At 50.3% G+C, this 18,960-nt stretch carries 12 protein-coding genes, 11 tRNA genes, 3 rRNA genes and 1 other RNA gene; 26 read left to right on the top strand and 1 reads right to left on the bottom strand.

What is annotated here, in order from left to right; genetic code table 11:
* Nucleotides 1-186 precede the first annotated feature (186 nt).
* The 9 genes from fba (at nucleotide 187) to recR (ending at nucleotide 9,333) form a co-directional block, all read left to right on the top strand.
* Nucleotides 187-1,041, top strand: coding sequence for a class II fructose-1,6-bisphosphate aldolase (fba, locus tag AWM70_RS18430; protein WP_068698832.1), 855 nt, complete (start codon nucleotides 187-189; stop codon nucleotides 1,039-1,041).
* 171 nt (nucleotides 1,042-1,212) lie between these two features.
* Nucleotides 1,213-2,466, top strand: coding sequence for a UDP-N-acetylglucosamine 1-carboxyvinyltransferase (locus AWM70_RS18425; RefSeq protein WP_068698830.1), 1,254 nt, complete (start codon nucleotides 1,213-1,215; stop codon nucleotides 2,464-2,466).
* Between the two features lie 249 nt (nucleotides 2,467-2,715).
* The gene (rho, locus tag AWM70_RS18420) at nucleotides 2,716-4,071 is read left to right on the top strand and encodes a transcription termination factor Rho (protein WP_068698828.1); all 1,356 of its coding nucleotides are present in this window, start codon (nucleotides 2,716-2,718) and stop codon (nucleotides 4,069-4,071) included.
* A gap of 56 nt (nucleotides 4,072-4,127) precedes the next feature.
* Complete coding sequence (locus tag AWM70_RS18415; RefSeq protein ID WP_068698826.1) at nucleotides 4,128-5,405, top strand: radical SAM family protein; 1,278 nt, start codon at nucleotides 4,128-4,130, stop codon at nucleotides 5,403-5,405.
* A gap of 126 nt (nucleotides 5,406-5,531) precedes the next feature.
* The gene (gene rpmE / locus AWM70_RS18410) at nucleotides 5,532-5,729 is read left to right on the top strand and encodes a 50S ribosomal protein L31 (RefSeq protein ID WP_068698825.1); all 198 of its coding nucleotides are present in this window, start codon (nucleotides 5,532-5,534) and stop codon (nucleotides 5,727-5,729) included.
* 159 nt (nucleotides 5,730-5,888) lie between these two features.
* Nucleotides 5,889-6,156: signal recognition particle sRNA large type (ffs, locus tag AWM70_RS18405), an RNA gene on the top strand.
* Nucleotides 6,157-6,438: 282 nt separating this feature from the next.
* Complete coding sequence (gene dnaX / locus AWM70_RS18400) at nucleotides 6,439-8,217, top strand: DNA polymerase III subunit gamma/tau (protein WP_068698823.1); 1,779 nt, start codon at nucleotides 6,439-6,441, stop codon at nucleotides 8,215-8,217.
* A 33-nt stretch (nucleotides 8,218-8,250) separates the two neighbouring features.
* Nucleotides 8,251-8,562: a YbaB/EbfC family nucleoid-associated protein gene (locus AWM70_RS18395; protein WP_068698821.1), complete on the top strand. Its 312-nt coding sequence runs from the start codon at nucleotides 8,251-8,253 to the stop codon at nucleotides 8,560-8,562.
* Between the two features lie 171 nt (nucleotides 8,563-8,733).
* Entirely contained in the window at nucleotides 8,734-9,333 is a 600-nt protein-coding gene (gene recR, locus AWM70_RS18390) for a recombination mediator RecR (RefSeq protein WP_068698819.1), read from the top strand.
* A gap of 176 nt (nucleotides 9,334-9,509) precedes the next feature.
* On the opposite strand, the gene AWM70_RS18385 is transcribed toward recR, so the two are convergent.
* On the bottom strand, nucleotides 9,510-10,961 hold the full coding sequence (locus AWM70_RS18385; protein WP_068698817.1) for an IS1182 family transposase: 1,452 nt from the start codon (nucleotides 10,959-10,961) through the stop codon (nucleotides 9,510-9,512).
* Nucleotides 10,962-11,240: 279 nt separating this feature from the next.
* Here AWM70_RS18385 and AWM70_RS18380 point away from each other — a divergent pair, with 279 nt between their 5' ends.
* The 17 genes from AWM70_RS18380 to tnpA all read left to right on the top strand — a co-directional run bounded on the left by AWM70_RS18380 (nucleotide 11,241) and on the right by tnpA (nucleotide 18,894).
* On the top strand, nucleotides 11,241-11,543 hold the full coding sequence (locus tag AWM70_RS18380) for a DUF2508 family protein (protein WP_068698815.1): 303 nt from the start codon (nucleotides 11,241-11,243) through the stop codon (nucleotides 11,541-11,543).
* Nucleotides 11,540-11,803, top strand: a complete 264-nt coding sequence (locus AWM70_RS18375; protein ID WP_068698813.1) for a pro-sigmaK processing inhibitor BofA family protein — start codon at nucleotides 11,540-11,542, stop codon at nucleotides 11,801-11,803. Before AWM70_RS18380 ends, AWM70_RS18375 begins: the two co-directional genes overlap by 4 nt.
* 343 nt (nucleotides 11,804-12,146) lie before the next feature.
* Nucleotides 12,147-13,701, top strand: a 16S ribosomal RNA gene (locus tag AWM70_RS18370).
* A gap of 118 nt (nucleotides 13,702-13,819) precedes the next feature.
* A 5S ribosomal RNA gene (rrf, locus tag AWM70_RS18365) occupies nucleotides 13,820-13,936 on the top strand.
* Nucleotides 13,937-13,973: 37 nt separating this feature from the next.
* Nucleotides 13,974-14,050: transfer RNA gene (locus AWM70_RS18360), tRNA-Ile, on the top strand.
* A 42-nt stretch (nucleotides 14,051-14,092) separates the two neighbouring features.
* A tRNA-Ala gene (locus tag AWM70_RS18355) sits at nucleotides 14,093-14,168 on the top strand.
* A 180-nt stretch (nucleotides 14,169-14,348) separates the two neighbouring features.
* Nucleotides 14,349-17,279, top strand: a 23S ribosomal RNA gene (locus tag AWM70_RS18350).
* The 16S, 23S and 5S rRNA genes sit together here with 11 tRNA genes alongside, the layout of an rRNA operon.
* A gap of 68 nt (nucleotides 17,280-17,347) precedes the next feature.
* Nucleotides 17,348-17,439 (top strand) — tRNA-Ser (locus tag AWM70_RS18345).
* 30 nt (nucleotides 17,440-17,469) lie between these two features.
* Nucleotides 17,470-17,546: transfer RNA gene (locus AWM70_RS18340), tRNA-Met, on the top strand.
* An 18-nt stretch (nucleotides 17,547-17,564) separates the two neighbouring features.
* A tRNA-Val gene (locus AWM70_RS18335) sits at nucleotides 17,565-17,640 on the top strand.
* Nucleotides 17,641-17,645: 5 nt separating this feature from the next.
* Nucleotides 17,646-17,721, top strand: a tRNA-Thr gene (locus tag AWM70_RS18330).
* 13 nt (nucleotides 17,722-17,734) lie between these two features.
* Nucleotides 17,735-17,811: transfer RNA gene (locus AWM70_RS18325), tRNA-Asp, on the top strand.
* Between the two features lie 78 nt (nucleotides 17,812-17,889).
* Nucleotides 17,890-17,965: transfer RNA gene (locus AWM70_RS18320), tRNA-Phe, on the top strand.
* Between the two features lie 15 nt (nucleotides 17,966-17,980).
* A tRNA-Thr gene (locus AWM70_RS18315) sits at nucleotides 17,981-18,056 on the top strand.
* Between the two features lie 8 nt (nucleotides 18,057-18,064).
* Nucleotides 18,065-18,150, top strand: a tRNA-Tyr gene (locus AWM70_RS18310).
* A 7-nt stretch (nucleotides 18,151-18,157) separates the two neighbouring features.
* Nucleotides 18,158-18,230, top strand: a tRNA-Lys gene (locus AWM70_RS18305).
* A 190-nt stretch (nucleotides 18,231-18,420) separates the two neighbouring features.
* Entirely contained in the window at nucleotides 18,421-18,894 is a 474-nt protein-coding gene (gene tnpA / locus AWM70_RS18300) for an IS200/IS605 family transposase (RefSeq protein WP_068694372.1), read from the top strand.
* The last annotated feature ends 66 nt before the right edge of the window (nucleotides 18,895-18,960 follow it).

Here is an 18,960-nt window from a genome sequence, read left to right as displayed (position 1 = left end):
AGGGCCCCTTCTAGGGGTTCTTCTTCTGATTTTTATTGAAAATTTGCGAAAACGCCATAAAAATATCACAAACCATGTCAAACCATGCAAAAGCTTGTTTAGTAATTGACGTGAATTGTGGTATACTAAAGTGGTGTGAATGTCGGCTAATAACATAAAAAACATACCTATTTAGGAGGACGCAACATGCCATTAGTATCCATGACCGAAATGTTGAACAAAGCACTCGAAGGAAAGTATGCGGTTGGTCAATACAACATCAACAACCTTGAGTGGACACAAGGAATTTTGGCTGCAGCCCAAGAAGAGAACGCCCCTGTAATCCTCGGTGTTTCTGAAGGTGCTGCACGTCATATGAGCGGATTTAAAACGGTTGTGAAAATGGTTGAAGGCCTGATCGAGGACATGAAGATTACAGTTCCTGTAGCGATTCATCTTGACCATGGTTCCAGCTTTGAGAAATGTAAAGAAGCGATCGATGCCGGATTTACTTCCGTTATGATCGACGGATCCCATCACCCTATTGACGAGAACATTGAAATGACTAAGAAAGTCGTTGAATATGCACATGCTAAGGGCGTTTCCGTTGAAGCAGAAGTAGGTACAGTTGGCGGACAAGAAGACGACGTGATCGGCGGCATCCAATATGCTGACCTGAACGAATGCGTACGCATCGTTAAAGAAACCGGCATCGATACATTGGCTCCAGCCCTTGGTTCTGTTCACGGTCCTTACCATGGCGAACCAAACCTTGGCTTCAAAGAAATGGAAGAGATTCGCGATGCGGTTCGTATTCCGCTGGTTTTGCATGGCGGTACAGGCATTCCGCTGCACGACATTCAGAAGGCCATTTCTTTGGGAACTTCCAAAATCAACGTAAATACAGAGAACCAAATCAACTTTACAGCTAAAGTTCGTGAAGTGCTGGATGCGAATCCTAAAGCTTACGATCCTCGTAAATACATGGTTCCTGGCCGCGACGCTATCAAAGCTACAGTTATCGGCAAAATCCGTGAGTTCGGAACAAGCAACCACGCGTAAGAATAGGTTTTATCAGCCGTCTCCTCGGAGACGGCTTTGCTCTTACTCATGAGGCTATTTAAGGGAAAACGCCGCTCCAATTGCGGCGTCTTTCCCTTTTCTGTGTTTAAGTGGTATTATGGTGAGGTATGACAGAACCTTTTTAAGCACTCAGGGGGACTTTTAAGAATTATGGAAAAATTGATGATAGCCGGTGGACGTCCACTGCGCGGAACGGTTCAAATTAGCGGCGCCAAGAATAGCGCGATTGCCCTGCTGCCTGCCGCTATTCTGGCGGAATCCGAAGTGACCTTGGATAATTTGCCGCAGCTGAGCGACGTTGCGGTTTATACGCATATATTGGAAGAGCTTGGGGCGAAGGTGAACTGGTCCAATAATCAGATCAGAATTGACCCCAGCGAGATTAAGTCTATCCCGATGCCCAATGGACCGGTTAAGAAACTCCGGGCCTCTTATTATATGATGGGTGCGCTGCTTGGCCGGTTCGGTGAGGCTGTAATCGGGCTTCCCGGCGGCTGCAACTTTGAGCCGCGCCCTATCGACCAGCATATCAAAGGCTTTGAGGCGCTTGGCGCCACGGTGACCAACGAGCATGGAGCCATTCATCTGCATGCCAAACGGCTTCGCGGCGCCCGGATTTATCTGGACGTCAGCAGTGTTGGCGCTACGATTAACATAATGCTGGCAGCCGCCCGCGCAGAGGGTGCGACGGTAATTGAGAATGCGGCCAAAGAACCGGAGATCATTGATGTAGCTACCTTGCTTAACGCGATGGGGGCCAGCATTAAGGGCGCCGGGACGGAGACGATCCGTATCGAAGGCGTGAAAGAAATGCACGGCTGCAGACATTCGATCATCCCTGACCGTATCCAGGCCGGGACCTATATGATCGCAGCTGCGGCTACACGCGGGGATGTACTGATCGACAATGTCATTCCCAAGCATCTGGAGGCCTTAACCGCGAAGCTGATCGAAATGGGAGTTCAGGTAGAAGAATTGGACGAGTCCATTCGGGTCATCGGAGCGGACTCTTATGGCCACGTAGATGTCAAGGCGCTGGTCTATCCAGGGTTCCCTACCGATTTGCAATCGCCTATGACCAGCCTTCTTACACAATGTACAGGCGTTAGTGTCCTGAGCGATTTTGTATACAGCAACCGTTTTAAGCATGTGCCCGAACTGGTCCGCATGGGAGCTAAAATCCGGGTGGAAGGCCGATCTGCCGTTATTGAAGGCGGCCCTCTGAATGCAGCCAAAGTATCGGCTTCCGATCTGCGGGCAGGCGCTGCTTTGGTTATTGCCGGTCTGACCGTATCCGAAGGAGTGACGGAAGTAACCGGGGTCGAATATATCGACCGGGGTTATGATCATCTGGTTACGAATCTTAGAGCGCTTGGCGCCGATGTCTGGCGTCAAACCGAATAATTGAAGCTTTGATGACGTGCAGGAAAGCAGGATATGTCGGCCAACCTGTACGTCCAAAGTTTTTCCTCATGGGATCACGATGATCCGGAACTTGTCCTGCAGCGTGGTACCGGCGTCATCCGCCTTATTTTACAAAAGCGGCATAACTCCTCTCTGTGGCGGGTATAACTATAGTATCCTCTGCTAGTCTCCTAGATCTCATACTCTCAAGTAGATAGATATTTATAATTGAATAGGTGGTATTACACAATGGATCTTCAAATTGCCGATCTGGAAGGAAAAAAACTTACAGATCTTTATAAGCTGGCTAAACAGTATCAGATACCTTACTATGGGCAGCTTAAGAAGAAGGAACTGATCTTTGCTATTTTACGTGCTCAAGCCGAGCAGAGCGGTTTAATGTTTATGGAAGGCGTGCTTGAGATTTTGCCCGAAGGTTATGGTTTCCTCAGACCGATCAATTATTTGCCAAGCACTGAGGATATTTATATTTCGGCTTCTCAGATCCGCAGATTCGATCTGCGTACAGGGGACCTTGTATCCGGCAAATGCCGAGCTCCTAAAGAGAACGAGCGTTATTTCGGACTTCTTCAGGTTAATGCCGTGAATGGAGAGAACCCCGATACGGCCTCCGAACGTCTCCATTTTCCTGCTTTGACGCCGCTATATCCTCAGGAGAAACTGGTGCTTGAAACATCGCCAAACCATCTGTCGACCCGAATTATGGATCTGCTTGCCCCTGTCGGACTTGGGCAGCGCGGTTTGATTGTAGCCCCTCCTAAAGCCGGCAAGACGATGCTTCTTAAGGAAATCGCCAACAGCATCTCCACGAATCGTCCGGATATTTCCCTTTTTGTCCTGCTGATCGATGAACGTCCCGAGGAAGTTACCGACATGCAGCGCTCCGTTCAGGGAGAGGTTGTAGCTTCGACGTTTGATGAGCTGCCCGAGAACCATATCAAGGTAGCGGAGCTTGTCCTGCAGCGTGCCCTCCGTCTGGTCGAACACAAGAAAGACGTCGTGATTCTGATGGACAGCATCACCCGTCTGGCGCGTGCTTATAATTTGGTTGTGCCTCCATCCGGCAGAACGCTTAGCGGCGGTATCGACCCTGCTTCGTTCCACCGTCCGAAACGGTTTTTCGGCTCGGCAAGGAATGTGGAAGAGGGCGGCAGCTTGACCATTCTGGCTACGGCATTGGTGGATACAGGCTCGCGTATGGATGATATTATTTATGAAGAATTTAAAGGCACAGGCAATATGGAGCTTCATCTTGACCGCAAGCTGGCTGAACGCCGCATATTCCCTGCCATCGATATTCGGCGCTCCGGCACACGCCGGGAAGAGGCTCTGCTGACCAAGGAAGAGCTGGATACGTTGTGGAGCGTCCGCAAAAATATGAACGATTCCTATGACTTTGTCGAAGGATTCTTGAGAAAGCTGCGCAATGCCAAGACAAACGAGGAGTTTATCGCCTCGTTTGATACACCGCCCGAGAAGGGCGGCTCGTCCCATTCGGCCTCGGGTGCGGCTTCTGCAACGCGCCGCCCAAGAACGGCCGCCTCATCCCCGTCGTCCGGTTCATCAGCCCCCTCGGGCGTCTAAACCCTGGCCGGGCCGGCTGAATACCCGCCGGCCCGCCGATTTATAAGGAGATTATTATGTATTTGGTATATGCAGATGAACAAGGCAACGTATTCGATCATGATTCGCTTTACGGCTTGGCCAGAAGCGGCGATATGATCGTTGAAATTATGGAAGATGAATTGATCCCCCTTCCTGATGGAGCAACGCTCGTGGGCTTGCCAAGTACCCGTCCTGTAGGCATGGATCCGGAGACGGGTGAAATGCAGCCGCTGCCGGGCAATGTCCAGGCTGTCGGCGCTTTGCTTCCGCAAGGGTTTACACGTCTTTGTCTGCCGGGCTATATCAAAACGGACAAGGAATATAAACTGCCGCTGTTCGGTTACTCGGCTGTTGTCTGGAAAGACGGGCAGTTCTATGTCACGGCCCGGCTGAGCGATGATCCCGAGAAGTGGAATCCGCTCAACTGCGACCCGCTTGATTTGAAGAATGGCGTTAAACGCCTTAGAGAGGAATACCCGGAGAACCGCCTGTATGAACATTTGTCCAACTGTGCGCTGGGTTATGAATGCTTGACGGCTTCGAACACGTTCCTGAACCGCTGGGAAGGTGCTGTCCCGGTTTCTTATTCCTGCAATGCGGGCTGCTTTGGCTGTATTTCCGAGCAGCCGGATGACAGCGGTTTTGTCTCCCCGCAGACCCGGATGAACTTCCGCCCTCGCACCGAGGAACTGGTGGAGGTTATGCTGGAGCATCTCAAGACGCCGGAGTCGATCATCAGCTTTGGCCAAGGCTGTGAAGGCGAGCCTTCCACCCAGGCAAAATTGATCATTGATGCTATTCGCCAGGTCCGGGAACGTACGGACATGGGGTATATTAACATCAATACAAACGCCGGCCTTAGCGATCATATCCGCGGTATCGTGGATGCGGGCCTTGATTTGATGCGGGTCAGCACAATCAGCGCCTTGGATGATCACTATAATGCTTATTACAAACCGCGTGGCTATACGCTGGCCAACGTGGAGAAATCGCTGAAATATGCCGAGTCCCAAGGCGTGTATACCTCGATTAACTATCTCATTTTCCCAGGCGTAACCGACCGGGAAGAAGAAGTGGAAGCGATGATCGAATTTGCGCGCCGTACGAAGCTTAAGCTGATTCAGCTGCGCAACCTGAATATCGACCCTGAAAGCTATTTGGGGCTGATTCCTAAAGCCAAAGGGGATATTTTGGGAATGAAGCAGGCGATCGAGATTTTCCAGGAGGAGCTTCCGGATGTTGTGATCGGCTCTTATACCCATGTACCGCCTGCTGAGCTGGCCCGCGCCAAGCGGAAGCCATCGCTGCTGTAAGATGTGGTCATTTTTCCGGGGAACATATGGATTGTCGGTACGGACGGCGGTATGCTATAATTCTGGCTGATTGTCCATTATAACTCTGGGCCCGCATGAGGCTCAGGGCGGAAAGAGGTGAAAGTCATGAATTCAGCTATTCAGCCGAAGTACAACATGACCCTGGTAACCTGCGCTTGCGGGAACCAATTTGAAACGGGTTCGGTGAAACAGGATCTGCGGGTAGAGATCTGCTCAGCATGCCATCCTTATTTCACAGGCAGACAGAAGTTTATGGATGCCGGCGGACGCGTGGATAAATTTAAAAAGAAATACGGTATCTAACTATCGTATTCTATCCGGTATGTCATTCGATCCCCCGCTCTTTGGAGCGGGGATTTTTAATGATAAAAGCTGCTTTCTGCTCCTTGCCGCAAGCGATGGCATTATAAGGATGGCTGTTCCGGTTGCAATTTGTACAGGCATGAGCTATACTTATTTTCACCGTGCTAGACGGGGAGGTAGCGGTGCCCTGTAACTCGCAATCCGCTGTAGCGAGGTTGAATTCCTGTTAGAGGTCTTGCTGATGTAAGGTTTGGTCCTGTCGGTCATCGTTGACGGTTGGGTCCTCCGCAATGAGTATCTGTGAACCTGGTCAGGTCCGGAAGGAAGCAGCCATAAGCAGTCCCACTCTTGTGCCGGAGGGCGGCCTAACCCGAGGTGTTCCGGCAGGGTGCCGCTTGGATCGCAATGATCGATAACAGGTGCACGGCTAATCTTTATACTTGAATAAGCGCGTAATGATAAGCATCTTCGACGAACTGTTGGGGATGCTTTTTAGTTTTTAATGAACGATGAAGAGATTGCTGCTTGTGCCGAGTGTGGATCTCTGGTTTTTTGTGTTTTTCTGTCTGTACCGAGTATAGTATAATAAGGAAAGCGGTCTCGGCTCCCTTCTTCCGGTTACGGAAAAGGGATACGGACTATTGACGCCGTTAACCCGGTTGCCCGGGACGGCAACAGCCCAAAGTTTTGAAAGAAGGTGCCGCATAAAGTGGAACACGTTGCCTTGTACCGTGCTTGGCGGCCTCAGTCGTTTCAGGACATGGTGGGACAACAGCATATTATTCGCACGCTGCAAAATGCGATCCGCGAAGACCGTCTGGCCCATGCTTATTTGTTTAGCGGTCCGCGAGGCACCGGCAAGACTACTGCGGCCAAGATTCTGGCCAAAGCCGTCAACTGCGAGCGCGGCCCTGCTGCCGAGCCCTGCAATGAATGCGAGGCCTGCCGGCGGATTACAGCCGGGGCCGTTATGGATGTTCTGGAGATCGACGCTGCGTCCAACCGCGGGGTTGAGGAGATCCGGGACTTAAGAGACAAGGTCAAATATGCTCCGACTGAAGTTCGGCAAAAGGTTTATATAATCGACGAAGTTCATATGCTGACTACGGAAGCTTTTAATGCCCTGCTGAAGACACTGGAAGAGCCGCCTCCGCATGTCATGTTTATTCTGGCAACAACCGAACCTCACCGCCTGCCGGCTACGGTCATTTCCCGCTGTCAGCGTTTTGACTTCCGCCGTGTTTCTCTGGAGGAACAAAGCGGGCGTCTGAAGCAGATTTGCCAGGAAGAGGGCATTCAGGCCGATGATGAGGCGATTGATTATATTGCCCGCTTATCCGATGGGGGCATGAGGGATGCGCTAAGCATTCTGGATCAGATTGCTTCCTTCTCGGAAGGACAAGTATCTTACAAACAGGTTCTCGAAATGACGGGGGGAATTCCCTCTAGTCAGTTCGCGGAGCTTGCCAGATACCTGCTTCAGGGAGACATCGGCGGCCTGCTTCAGATCATCGAACGAATGATGCAGGAGGGCAAGAGTGCCGATAAATGCATGGAGAACCTGCTGTATTATTTCAGGGACCTGCTGATGATCAAGATGGTGCCGAAAGCCGAGAAGCTGACGGAAAGGGTGCTGGAGCCCGGAGCTTTTACCGAAATAGCCGAAGCCTTCACCAAAACCCAGCTATTTCAGTTCATTGACACCTTAAACCATTATCAGAATGAAATGAAATATGCGGTCCAGCCGCAGATGCTGTTTGAAGTGGCTTTGCTGAAACTGTGCAGCATTGCTGAAGGCGGAAGCGGAGCTCAAGCTGCTCATGCTGCTGGCTTTGACGCCCAATCGTCATCGGTGCCATCCTCTGCTTCGGGTTCGGCTGATGGTGGTCAGGTGGATCAGCTTCGCCGCCAGCTGCAAGAGCTCGAAAGAAAGCTGGAGCAGGCGCTCAAATCAGGTGCTGTCGCCGGCGGCGGAGGCAAAACTGAGACCTCCCGGCCAAGAACGCCTGCGCCGCGGATTTCCAGTACGGCCAGGATTCCGGCTCATATCGACCGTTATATCGGAAATCGCGACAGTCAGGAATTTCTGGCTATTCAGCAGAAATGGAATTCGATTCTGCAGCGGGTGAAAGAGGAGAAGGTGACCATCCATGCCTGGTTTATGAATGGTGAACCGGTTTCCGTTTGGGAAGACGCGGTTCTGGTAGCCTTTAAGAATGACATTCACCGGGAAACCACCGAGAAGCCTGCCAACAAGCAGGTTATTGAGCGGGTGCTGGAACAGCAGCTTGGCAAGCCTTACCGGCTGCTGACCATGATGTTGAAGGACTGGACTGATGCGACAGCCCAAGGAGCGACCGAGACGGATGCCAAAGAGCCTTTTGAGCTTTCTCATCCTGATGGCGATGAAACATCTGCAAGCAAAGAACCTTGGGTAGATGAAGCTGTCCAGCTGTTTGGCGAAGATTTAGTTGTCGTCAAAGACTGAAAATATACTTAATTTCTAAGGAGATGATTTAGAATGAATAACATGAACCAAATGATGAAGCAAGTGAAGAAAATGCAGGAGCAAATGCTGAAGGCACAGGAAGAACTGGCCGACAAGCGCGTTGAAGGAACTTCCGGCGGCGGCGTTGTGACAGTTGAAGCCAACGGACACAAAAAGATTCTGTCCATCGCCATCAAACCGGAAGCCGTTGACCCGGACGATGTAGAAATGCTGCAGGACCTGGTGCTGACTGCTGTTAATGATGCCTTGACTAAAGCGGAAGAGATTGCCAACCAAGATATGGGCAAATTTACCGGTGGCATGAAAATCCCAGGTTTATTCTAAACATTCTGTTTCAGCTAAGGTGCAAATTCAATTTGCGGCTAAGTTCCAAGATCTACGCTACGCTAAACTTCGGAGGGTCCACCTCCGAAGTTTATTCATAACTTGGTAGTTTTTAATGAATGTTTTCCGGGCAATAACCCGGTTTATTCGAACATAAAGGAGACCCCCGTTTTGTATTATCCCGAACCGATAGCCAAACTCATCGACGCATTTACCCGCTTGCCCGGCGTTGGTCCGAAGACAGCTGCCCGGCTCGCTTTCCATGTGCTGCGAATGAAAGAGGATGATGTCATCGATTTTGCCAAAGCGCTGGTCAGCGTCAAACGCAATCTTCATTATTGCTCTGTTTGCGGCAATATCACCGATACTGATCCCTGTCAGATTTGTCAGGATAAAACCCGTGACCCGTCTGTCATTTGTGTTGTTCAGGAGACCAAAGACTTGGTGGCTATGGAGCGTACGAAGGAGTTTAACGGTTATTACCACGTTTTGCAGGGGGCTATTTCCCCAATGGAGGGGATTGGCCCCGATGACATTAAGCTTAAAGAACTTCTGACCCGTCTCAGCGACGAACGTGTGAACGAATTGATTTTAGCTACGAATCCAAACATAGAAGGGGAAGCTACTGCCATGTATATTTCCCGTTTGGTCCGGCCGTTTGAAATTAAGGTGACCCGGATTGCCCACGGCTTGCCTGTAGGCGGGGATTTGGAGTATGCCGATGAGGTTACACTCTCCAAGGCGCTTGAGGGTCGGAGAGAGCTGAACTGATTCGTTTTATATTCTTGAAAAGAAGAATTACAGGACCATGAGAAGCCTGAGTATATGGAGGCCACTGAAGAACTTCCGGTTTTTAGACTAACAATTGCTTAAAAAACCAAAAGAGACATCTAATCTTGGGAGAATCCCGGTTGATGTCTCTTTTCATGCTCTCATTATCCGTTTTCTTACTCACTAAGCTTTAGTATCCGTTTCAAGTTCACAACAAATATCGCCATAGCGCCTTGAAGCTCCATACCTAAAAGACCCGAGGATGTGGCTACATCATACCCGTGCCTGTGTTTGAGTTCACTGTTCTTCGCTTCGATCTTGTAGCGTTCTTTAGATTTCGTCTTAAAATATTCGCTTTCCTGGAAAGCCATTTGTTCCTTATGCTCGTTAGATTTTATGCTCACGGAATAAGTTTTGCTCTTCGCACCTTCCTTGTAACAACCTTCCCTAAGCGGACATCGCTTGCAAATTTCTACATCGAAATAATACGTGTCGGTTTGGTTCGCGCCTACACCCTTTTTCCCAGTTCTCGCCTTGCGAACTGCCATATGACCGGCTTTGCATACGTACATACCGGCATCTTTGTTGAACAGAAATTCGTCTTCTTTCTTCCGACCGCCTTGCGTGATGAGTGGATTGAGTTTAGCTACAAGTTCGATCTCGTTATTCTTCGCGTAAGAGATGTTATCCTTTTCGGAGTACGCGGTATCGCCAATTACTGTCTTCACCTGCATGCCAGCTGCTTTGCTTTTTTCAATTAGCGTCTGCAATTGCTTGCCATCGTTCTTCTCGCCTGTTGTCACAACAGCCGCAGTAATGATTCGTTCCTCGGTCATCGCCAGATGCGTCTTGTATCCAAAGAACGCTGAATCTGTGCTCTTGTGTCCCACTCGAGCATCCTGGTCAGCCGTACTACGAAGCTGCTCTACGTCGTCTTCCACTGTTTCTTTCAGCAGGTTCAGCGGTTCCAGCACCTTAGGTACTTGAGCGACCCCTGATTCCGTCTCGATGAAGGAAATTAGTTTCTGGCAATATTCAATTTCGTCTTCCAGTACGTCGGTTGTGTTTTTTGTCGGCATCCTCGCCTTCACTGATTCATCCATCGCGTAGACGGCCTTGCGCAGCTTCCTCGCACGATCTTGCAGTATTTCTTGCGGAGACTTTTGGTTGTACCTTGCTTTCGTATGGGTCGCGTCTACGATGATCGAGTTGCTTTTTAAGATATCTTTTTCGACAGCGAGGACCACCGTCTTGCCGATGAGCATGTCCAGCAGATTCATGTCCTTTAACCGCAGCTTGCGGAATTTCGTCAGCGAACTCGAATCGATGACCGGGTCTTCTGGTGCCATGTCGAGAAAGTACTTGAACGATAGGTCGTACCTCGAGCGCTCGACGATATCTACGTCAGACAACTCGAATATGGCTTTTAACAGCAGGTACTTGAACATGCGGATCGGATCGATCGCGCTGCGACCGTTGTCCAAGCAGTATTTATCTTTCAATTCATCGTATATGAAAGTGAAGTCCACCAGATCGTTGATTTGGCGCAACATATTGTCCTTTGGCACCACGATGTCATACAACCCTGCATATGGACTTAAAACCAATGATTGTTGTTGCCGAATCATCCGCTCACCCGCTCTCCATGATGCCTTAATTATAAGCGAAAAAAAGAAGCACAGACTCCTCAAATTTCTTGAGGGTCTGTACCTCTTTCGTGAAATGGACTTTTTCAGTGGCCTCAGTATATGCGGGCTTCTTTTTTATTTTCCTAAAATCTGCCGTCTTCCGAAAATATAAGTTCCAGTTCTAAGTTTGTCCTCCTGGCGTAAGTATGAAATAAAAAGGCCGTCCTATCTGTTGGATAGAAGAGCTGCCCGGCGTCAAAGGGAGAAAGGGAGGATGACATGAAGTGGGGTTCTTTGTTCTCGAATTCGAATGACCGCAGACAGCAAAGACATGAGCTGGAGGAGCGGGAAAGGGTTTACCATGAGGTGTTAAAAGCACACAAGGAATGGGAAAGGGCCCATTTGGCTTTTCAGGCGGCTGTAGGGAAAGATGAAGTTGATGTAGCGATCTATACATTGGAAGCGGCGGAGAGAAGGTACCAAATTCAGCTCAAAGAGGCAAAGAAGCTTGAAATTCATCTGGGTCAGCATATTTATCCCCGGCAAACGAACTCTCAAATGGTAAGGAGACTTGGATCATGAAGCTTATAGCGGCAGGTATTTTGGTGCTTTCTGTTGTGATGATTCTGTACATCTGGATTACAAAAAGAATAGGTTTCGCCTGGATCACCAGGCTGGGCCTTCATTTTGCGCTTGCAGCTGTAGGCATTTATGCCGTTAATATTGCGGGGGTGTTACCGGACGTCTATATCCCTTTAAATCCTGCGACAATTGGAACTGTGCTTGTTTTGGGTTTGCCGGGGGTTGGACTTCTGATCGGTTTGAAATTAACTTGGATATAATAGTTGACGCGGTATCTTTGCGTGTGATACATTAAACATCGTCCCTTGAAGGTACAAGCCTCGACAAACGAGTCGAAAAAAAGATTTGAAAAAAGTGCTTGACTGCTAACTGGACGATATGATATATTATAAAAGTCGCCGCTGAGATGCGGTGATGAATGAAAAAGCCAAGTTTGATCTTTGAAAACTGAACAACGAGTGAGAAATAAATGAGATATTTTGGGACGAATTTGAAATCCATGTGGGTTTGAAATTCGCTCCGATCTCGTCAGATTCAAAATGAGCTAAACAAACACTTTGAATGGAAAACCTACCGCCTTCGGGTGGCAGGGACCTTCCATCTTTATTGGAGAGTTTGATCCTGGCTCAGGACGAACGCTGGCGGCGTGCCTAATACATGCAAGTCGAGCGGAGTGGATCGGGAGCTTGCTCCTGATCCGCTTAGCGGCGGACGGGTGAGTAACACGTAGGCAACCTGCCTGCAAGACTGGGATAACTACCGGAAACGGTAGCTAATACCGGATACGCAGTTTCCTTGCATGAGGGAGCTGGGAAAGACGGAGCAATCTGTCACTTGCGGATGGGCCTGCGGCGCATTAGCTAGTTGGTGAGGTAACGGCTCACCAAGGCGACGATGCGTAGCCGACCTGAGAGGGTGAACGGCCACACTGGGACTGAGACACGGCCCAGACTCCTACGGGAGGCAGCAGTAGGGAATCTTCCGCAATGGACGAAAGTCTGACGGAGCAACGCCGCGTGAGTGATGAAGGTTTTCGGATCGTAAAGCTCTGTTGTCAGGGAAGAACGTCGGGTAGAGTAACTGCTATCCGAGTGACGGTACCTGAGAAGAAAGCCCCGGCTAACTACGTGCCAGCAGCCGCGGTAATACGTAGGGGGCAAGCGTTGTCCGGAATTATTGGGCGTAAAGCGCGCGCAGGCGGTCATTTAAGTCTGGTGTATAATCCCGGGGCTCAACTCCGGGTCGCACTGGAAACTGGGTGACTTGAGTGCAGAAGAGGAAAGTGGAATTCCACGTGTAGCGGTGAAATGCGTAGAGATGTGGAGGAACACCAGTGGCGAAGGCGACTTTCTGGGCTGTAACTGACGCTGAGGCGCGAAAGCGTGGGGAGCAAACAGGATTAGATACCCTGGTAGTCCACGCCGTAAACGATGAATGCTAGGTGTTAGGGGTTTCGATACCCTTGGTGCCGAAGTTAACACATTAAGCATTCCGCCTGGGGAGTACGGTCGCAAGACTGAAACTCAAAGGAATTGACGGGGACCCGCACAAGCAGTGGAGTATGTGGTTTAATTCGAAGCAACGCGAAGAACCTTACCAGGTCTTGACATCCCCCTGACCGGTCTAGAGATAGGCCTTTCCTTCGGGACAGGGGAGACAGGTGGTGCATGGTTGTCGTCAGCTCGTGTCGTGAGATGTTGGGTTAAGTCCCGCAACGAGCGCAACCCTTGACTTTAGTTGCCAGCAGGTAAAGCTGGGCACTCTAGAGTGACTGCCGGTGACAAACCGGAGGAAGGTGGGGATGACGTCAAATCATCATGCCCCTTATGACCTGGGCTACACACGTACTACAATGGCCGGTACAACGGGAAGCGAAGGAGCGATCTGGAGCGAATCTTTAGAAGCCGGTCTCAGTTCGGATTGCAGGCTGCAACTCGCCTGCATGAAGTCGGAATTGCTAGTAATCGCGGATCAGCATGCCGCGGTGAATACGTTCCCGGGTCTTGTACACACCGCCCGTCACACCACGAGAGTTTACAACACCCGAAGTCGGTGGGGTAACCCTTAGGGGAGCCAGCCGCCGAAGGTGGGGTAGACGATTGGGGTGAAGTCGTAACAAGGTAGCCGTATCGGAAGGTGCGGCTGGATCACCTCCTTTCTATGGAGTACCTCGCTTCCGCAGCGAAGCGGTACAAATACCGGTTAACCATGAGTTAACCAAAATATTCTCACTCGTTGGTCAGTTTTGAGAGAGCAAGCCTCTTTCAAGCAATGCGTTTGGTGATGATGGCGGAGGGGTTCCACACGTACCCATCCCGAACACGACTGTTAAGCCCTCCAGCGCCGATGGTACTTGGACCGCAGGGTCCTGGGAGAGTAGGACGTCGCCAAGCGCAACCCTAACTAGGGTTACAACTATATAGCAAGTTAGGGCCCTTAGCTCAGCTGGTTAGAGCGCACCCCTGATAAGGGTGAGGTCGGTGGTTCGAGTCCACTAGGGCCCACCATTCCTAACTCTCATAAGTTTATTCCCTTTTGGAATATAGTATGGGGCCATAGCTCAGCTGGGAGAGCGCCTGCCTTGCAAGCAGGAGGTCAGGAGTTCGATCCTCCTTGGCTCCACCATAATTGATTCAAATAACCGCATGAATTTTATCATTCTAAATAGTTTGATCGAAATTCACACAGGTTCGCAGTTTTTCGAAACTGCTTTGATCCTTGAAAACTGGATAACGAAACAACAAATGCGAATTAGAACATTCTTTTTTAGCTGAAACTTGTGTCAAAAACAAGTGTTTAGTAGTTGGTTAAGCTACTAAGAGCACACGGAGGATGCCTAGGCGCTAGGAGCCGAAGAAGGACGTGGCGAACAACGATAAGGCCTCGGGGAGCTGTAAGCAAGCTTTGATCCGGGGATGTCCGAATGGGGAAACCCGGCTGGTGTAATAGCCAGTCACTCGTAACTGAATACATAGGTTGCGAAGAGGCAGACCAGGGGAACTGAAACATCTAAGTACCTTGAGGAAGAGAAAACAAGTAGTGATTCCGTCAGTAGCGGCGAGCGAACGCGGAAGAGCCTAAACCAAGAGGCTTGCCTCTTGGGGTTGTGGGACGTCTCACATGGAGTTACAAAGGAATAGGGTAGGCGAAGAGGTCTGGAAAGGCCCGCTAGAAGAGGTAAAAGCCCTGTAACCGAAAGTCTATTCCCTCCGAGACGGATCCCGAGTAGTGCGGGGCACGTGAAACCCCGTATGAATCTGCCAGGACCATCTGGTAAGGCTAAATACTCCCTAGTGACCGATAGCGAAGCAGTACCGTGAGGGAAAGGTGAAAAGCACCCCGGAAGGGGAGTGAAAGAGATCCTGAAACCGTGTGCTTACAAGAAGTCAGAGTCCGATCTATGGATGATGGCGTGCCTTTTGTAGAATGAACCGGCGAGTTACGTTCCCGTGCAAGGTTAAGGTGAGAAGCCGTAGCCGCAGCGAAAGCGAGTCTGAATAGGGCGAGTATAGTACGTGGGCGTAGACCCGAAACCGTGTGATCTACCCCTGTCCAGGGTGAAGGTGCGGTAACACGCACTGGAGGCCCGAACCCACGAACGTTGAAAAGTTCGGGGATGAGGTGGGGGTAGCGGAGAAATTCCAATCGAACTCGGAGATAGCTGGTTCTCCCCGAAATAGCTTTAGGGCTAGCCTCGGTGGTACAGTCGTGGAGGTAGAGCACTGATTGGGTGCGGGGCCCGCAAGGGTTACCAAGCTCAGTCAAACTCCGAATGCCATAGACTGATTAACCGGGAGTCAGACAGTGAGTGCTAAGATCCATTGTCAAAAGGGAAACAGCCCAGACCATCAGCTAAGGTCCCCAAGTGTGTGTTAAGTGGGAAAGGATGTGGAGTTGCACAGACAACCAGGATGTTGGCTTAGAAGCAGCCACCATTTAAAGAGTGCGTAATAGCTCACTGGTCGAGTGACTCTGCGCCGAAAATGTAACGGGGCTAAACACACCACCGAAGCTATGGCTTGATGCTTTGCATCAGGGGTAGGGGAGCGTTGTGTATGCGTTGAAGGTGTACCGTAAGGAGCGCTGGAGAGTACACAAGTGAGAATGCCGGTATGAGTAACGAAAAGATCAGTGAGAATCTGATCCGCCGAAAGCCTAAGGGTTCCTGAGGAAGGTTCGTCCGCTCAGGGTAAGTCGGGACCTAAGGCGAGGCCGACAGGCGTAGTCGAAGGACAACAGGTGGAAATTCCTGTACCACCGTAAACCGTTATGAGCGAGTGGGGTGACGCAGCAGGGTAGTGACGCGGACTGATGGATGTCCGTCCAAGCAGTGAGAGGGTAGCATAGGCAAATCCGTGCTACATAACCTTGGGCTGTGATGGGGAGCGAAAATTGCAGTAGCGAAGGTCATGATCTCACACTGCCAAGAAAAGCCTCTAGCCAGGTGAAGGTGCCCGTACCGTAAACCGACACAGGTAGGCGAGAAGAGAATTCTAAGGCGCGCGGAAGAACTCTCGTTAAGGAACTCGGCAAAATGACCCCGTAACTTCGGGAGAAGGGGTGCCTCGGTAGGGTGAATAGCCCGAGGGGGCCGCAGTGAAAAGGCCCAAGCGACTGTTTAGCAAAAACACAGGTCTGTGCGAAGCCGCAAGGCGAAGTATACGGGCTGACGCCTGCCCGGTGCTGGAAGGTTAAGGGGAGTGGTTAGGAGGTAACTCCGAAGCTATGAACTGAAGCCCCAGTAAACGGCGGCCGTAACTATAACGGTCCTAAGGTAGCGAAATTCCTTGTCAGGTAAATTCTGACCCGCACGAATGGCGTAACGACTTGGGCGCTGTCTCAACGAGAGATCCGGTGAAATTTTAATACCTGTGAAGATGCAGGTTACCCGCGACAAGACGGAAAGACCCCATGGAGCTTTACTGCAGCTTGATATTGGACTTTGATACGATTTGTACAGGATAGGTGGGAGCCTAGGAAGAGGGAGCGCAAGCTTCCTTGGAGGCGCCGTTGGGATACCACCCTGATCGTATCGGAGTTCTAACCTAGTACCGTGAACCGGTATGGGGACAGTGTCAGGTGGGCAGTTTGACTGGGGCGGTCGCCTCCTAAAGAGTAACGGAGGCGCCCCAAGGTTCCCTCAGAATGGTTGGAAATCATTCGAAGAGTGCAAAGGCAAAAGGGAGCTTGACTGCGAGACTGACAAGTCGAGCAGGGACGAAAGTCGGGCTTAGTGATCCGGTGGTACCGCATGGAAGGGCCATCGCTCAACGGATAAAAGCTACCCTGGGGATAACAGGCTTATCTCCCCCAAGAGTCCACATCGACGGGGAGGTTTGGCACCTCGATGTCGGCTCATCGCATCCTGGGGCTGAAGTAGGTCCCAAGGGTTGGGCTGTTCGCCCATTAAAGCGGTACGCGAGCTGGGTTCAGAACGTCGTGAGACAGTTCGGTCCCTATCTGTCGTGGGCGTAGGAAATTTGAGAGGAGCTGTCCTTAGTACGAGAGGACCGGGATGGACGCACCGCTGGTGCACCAGTTGTTCCGCCAGGAGCACAGCTGGGTAGCTAAGTGCGGAAGGGATAAGCGCTGAAAGCATCTAAGCGTGAAGCCCCCCTCAAGATGAGATTTCCCAATTAGTAAGACCCCTTGAAGACGACGAGGTAGATAGGCTGGGGGTGGAAGTGCAGCAATGCATGGAGCTGACCAGTACTAATCGGTCGAGGGCTTATCCAAAAGTATCTAAATCGCAATTGATTGTTTCGTATCCAGTTTTCAAGGATCAATCTTGAATGCTCACTTTTGGAGAGATACCCAAGTGGCTATAAGGGGACCCTCTGCTAAGGGGTTAGACTGCGTAAGTGGTGCGAGGGTTCGAATCCCTCTCTCTCCGCCATTGTACAAGCATTCAAGTGATTTCTAATATGGCGGTGTAGCTCAGCTGGCTAGAGCGTACGGTTCATACCCGTGAGGTCGGGGGTTCGATCCCCTCCGCCGCTACCAATTTTATAATTAGTATATGGAGGCTTAGCTCAGCTGGGAGAGCATCTGCCTTACAAGCAGAGGGTCGGGGGTTCGATCCCCTCAGCCTCCACCATATACGCCGGTGTAGCTCAACTGGTAGAGCAACTGACTTGTAATCAGTAGGTTGGGGGTTCAAGTCCTCTCGCCGGCACCAGGAATAATATTGCGGAACCGTGGTGTAGAGGCCTAACATGCCTGCCTGTCACGCAGGAGACCGCGGGTTCGAATCCCGTCGGTTCCGCCATTATTATCAATTGTATAGTTCCACAGCAAAGTGGGAAGGATACAAACTCCACCACTTTATTTTTTTGACCAAAATTATGGCTCGGTAGCTCAGTCGGTAGAGCAGAGGACTGAAAATCCTCGTGTCGGCGGTTCGATTCCGTCCCGAGCCACCATTTAAAACTGAATAAGCCGGTGTAGCTCAACTGGTAGAGCAACTGACTTGTAATCAGTAGGTTGGGGGTTCAAGTCCTCTCGCCGGCACCAGTGATCATGGAGGCTTAGCGAAGTGGCCAAACGCAGCAGACTGTAAATCTGTTCTCTGACGAGTTCGGTGGTTCGAATCCATCAGCCTCCACCAGTTTTAAGAGCCATTAGCTCAGTTGGTAGAGCACCTGACTTTTAATCAGGGTGTCGAAGGTTCGAGTCCTTCATGGCTCATCCGCTGTACAGAAGACCGTTAACATTATGTTGACGGTCTTTTTGTTTTTAGGCTTCAGCCTGTTGAGCGCGTGAAACGCGCGAAATATAAAACCACCCGCTATGCGGGTGGAGGGATCTAGGGTTACACCAATAAGACCATCCCGATAAAATTGAGATGTTCAGGCTCAATTCGAAAGGATGGTCTTAAATGGCAAATAAAAACTTTAGTTTAGCGCACACAAAGTGGATGTGTAAGTATCACATTGTGTTCACCCCGAAGTATAGACGTAAAGAGATCTACAATCAAGTGAGACGAGATCTAATTGAAATCATGAAGCGTCTATGTAAATACAAGGGAGTCGAGATATTAGAAGGACATATGATGCCGGATCATGTGCACATGCTGGTGGCGATTCCACCGAAAATATGGGTGTCTTCCTTTATGGGCTATTTAAAAGGGAAAAGCGCACTCATGATCTTTGAGAAGCATGCCAATTTGAAGTATAAGTATGGGAATCGTAAATTCTGGGCGGAAGGCTACTACGTAAGTACAGTGGGGCTAAATGAAGCCACCGTCGCCAAATACATTCGAGAGCAAGAGGCACATGACCAGGCAGTGGATAAGCTGAGTGTAAAAGAGTATGAAGATCCATTCAGCAGCAACAAGAGCAAGAAAAAGTAAAACCAGTTTAACTGGTAAGTGAAAGAGACAAATAACACTGAGCCTGAACGCTTTGTGGTCAGGCTA

This window comes from Paenibacillus yonginensis, assembly GCF_001685395.1.
GTDB classification, from domain to species: Bacteria; Bacillota; Bacilli; order Paenibacillales; family Paenibacillaceae; genus Fontibacillus; species Fontibacillus yonginensis.
Note: the sequence above shows the minus strand (reverse complement) of the source record. Positions and strands in the feature narration are given on the sequence as shown.

Bases quoted from the DNA above. Each gene is read 5' to 3' on its own strand.
- AWM70_RS18375 (WP_068698813.1), top strand. From the start codon at position 11,540: ATGAAGCTTATAGCGGCAGGTATTTTGGTGCTTTCTGTTGTGATGATT.
- rpmE (WP_068698825.1), top strand. From the start codon at position 5,532: ATGAATTCAGCTATTCAGCCGAAGTACAACATGACCCTGGTAACCTGC.
- AWM70_RS18380 (WP_068698815.1), top strand. From the start codon at position 11,241: ATGAAGTGGGGTTCTTTGTTCTCGAATTCGAATGACCGCAGACAGCAA.
- AWM70_RS18395 (WP_068698821.1), top strand. From the start codon at position 8,251: ATGAATAACATGAACCAAATGATGAAGCAAGTGAAGAAAATGCAGGAG.
- AWM70_RS18385 (WP_068698817.1), bottom strand. From the start codon at position 10,961: ATGATTCGGCAACAACAATCATTGGTTTTAAGTCCATATGCAGGGTTG.
- fba (WP_068698832.1), top strand. From the start codon at position 187: ATGCCATTAGTATCCATGACCGAAATGTTGAACAAAGCACTCGAAGGA.
- AWM70_RS18415 (WP_068698826.1), top strand. From the start codon at position 4,128: ATGTATTTGGTATATGCAGATGAACAAGGCAACGTATTCGATCATGAT.
- AWM70_RS18425 (WP_068698830.1), top strand. From the start codon at position 1,213: ATGGAAAAATTGATGATAGCCGGTGGACGTCCACTGCGCGGAACGGTT.
- tnpA (WP_068694372.1), top strand. From the start codon at position 18,421: ATGGCAAATAAAAACTTTAGTTTAGCGCACACAAAGTGGATGTGTAAG.
- rho (WP_068698828.1), top strand. From the start codon at position 2,716: ATGGATCTTCAAATTGCCGATCTGGAAGGAAAAAAACTTACAGATCTT.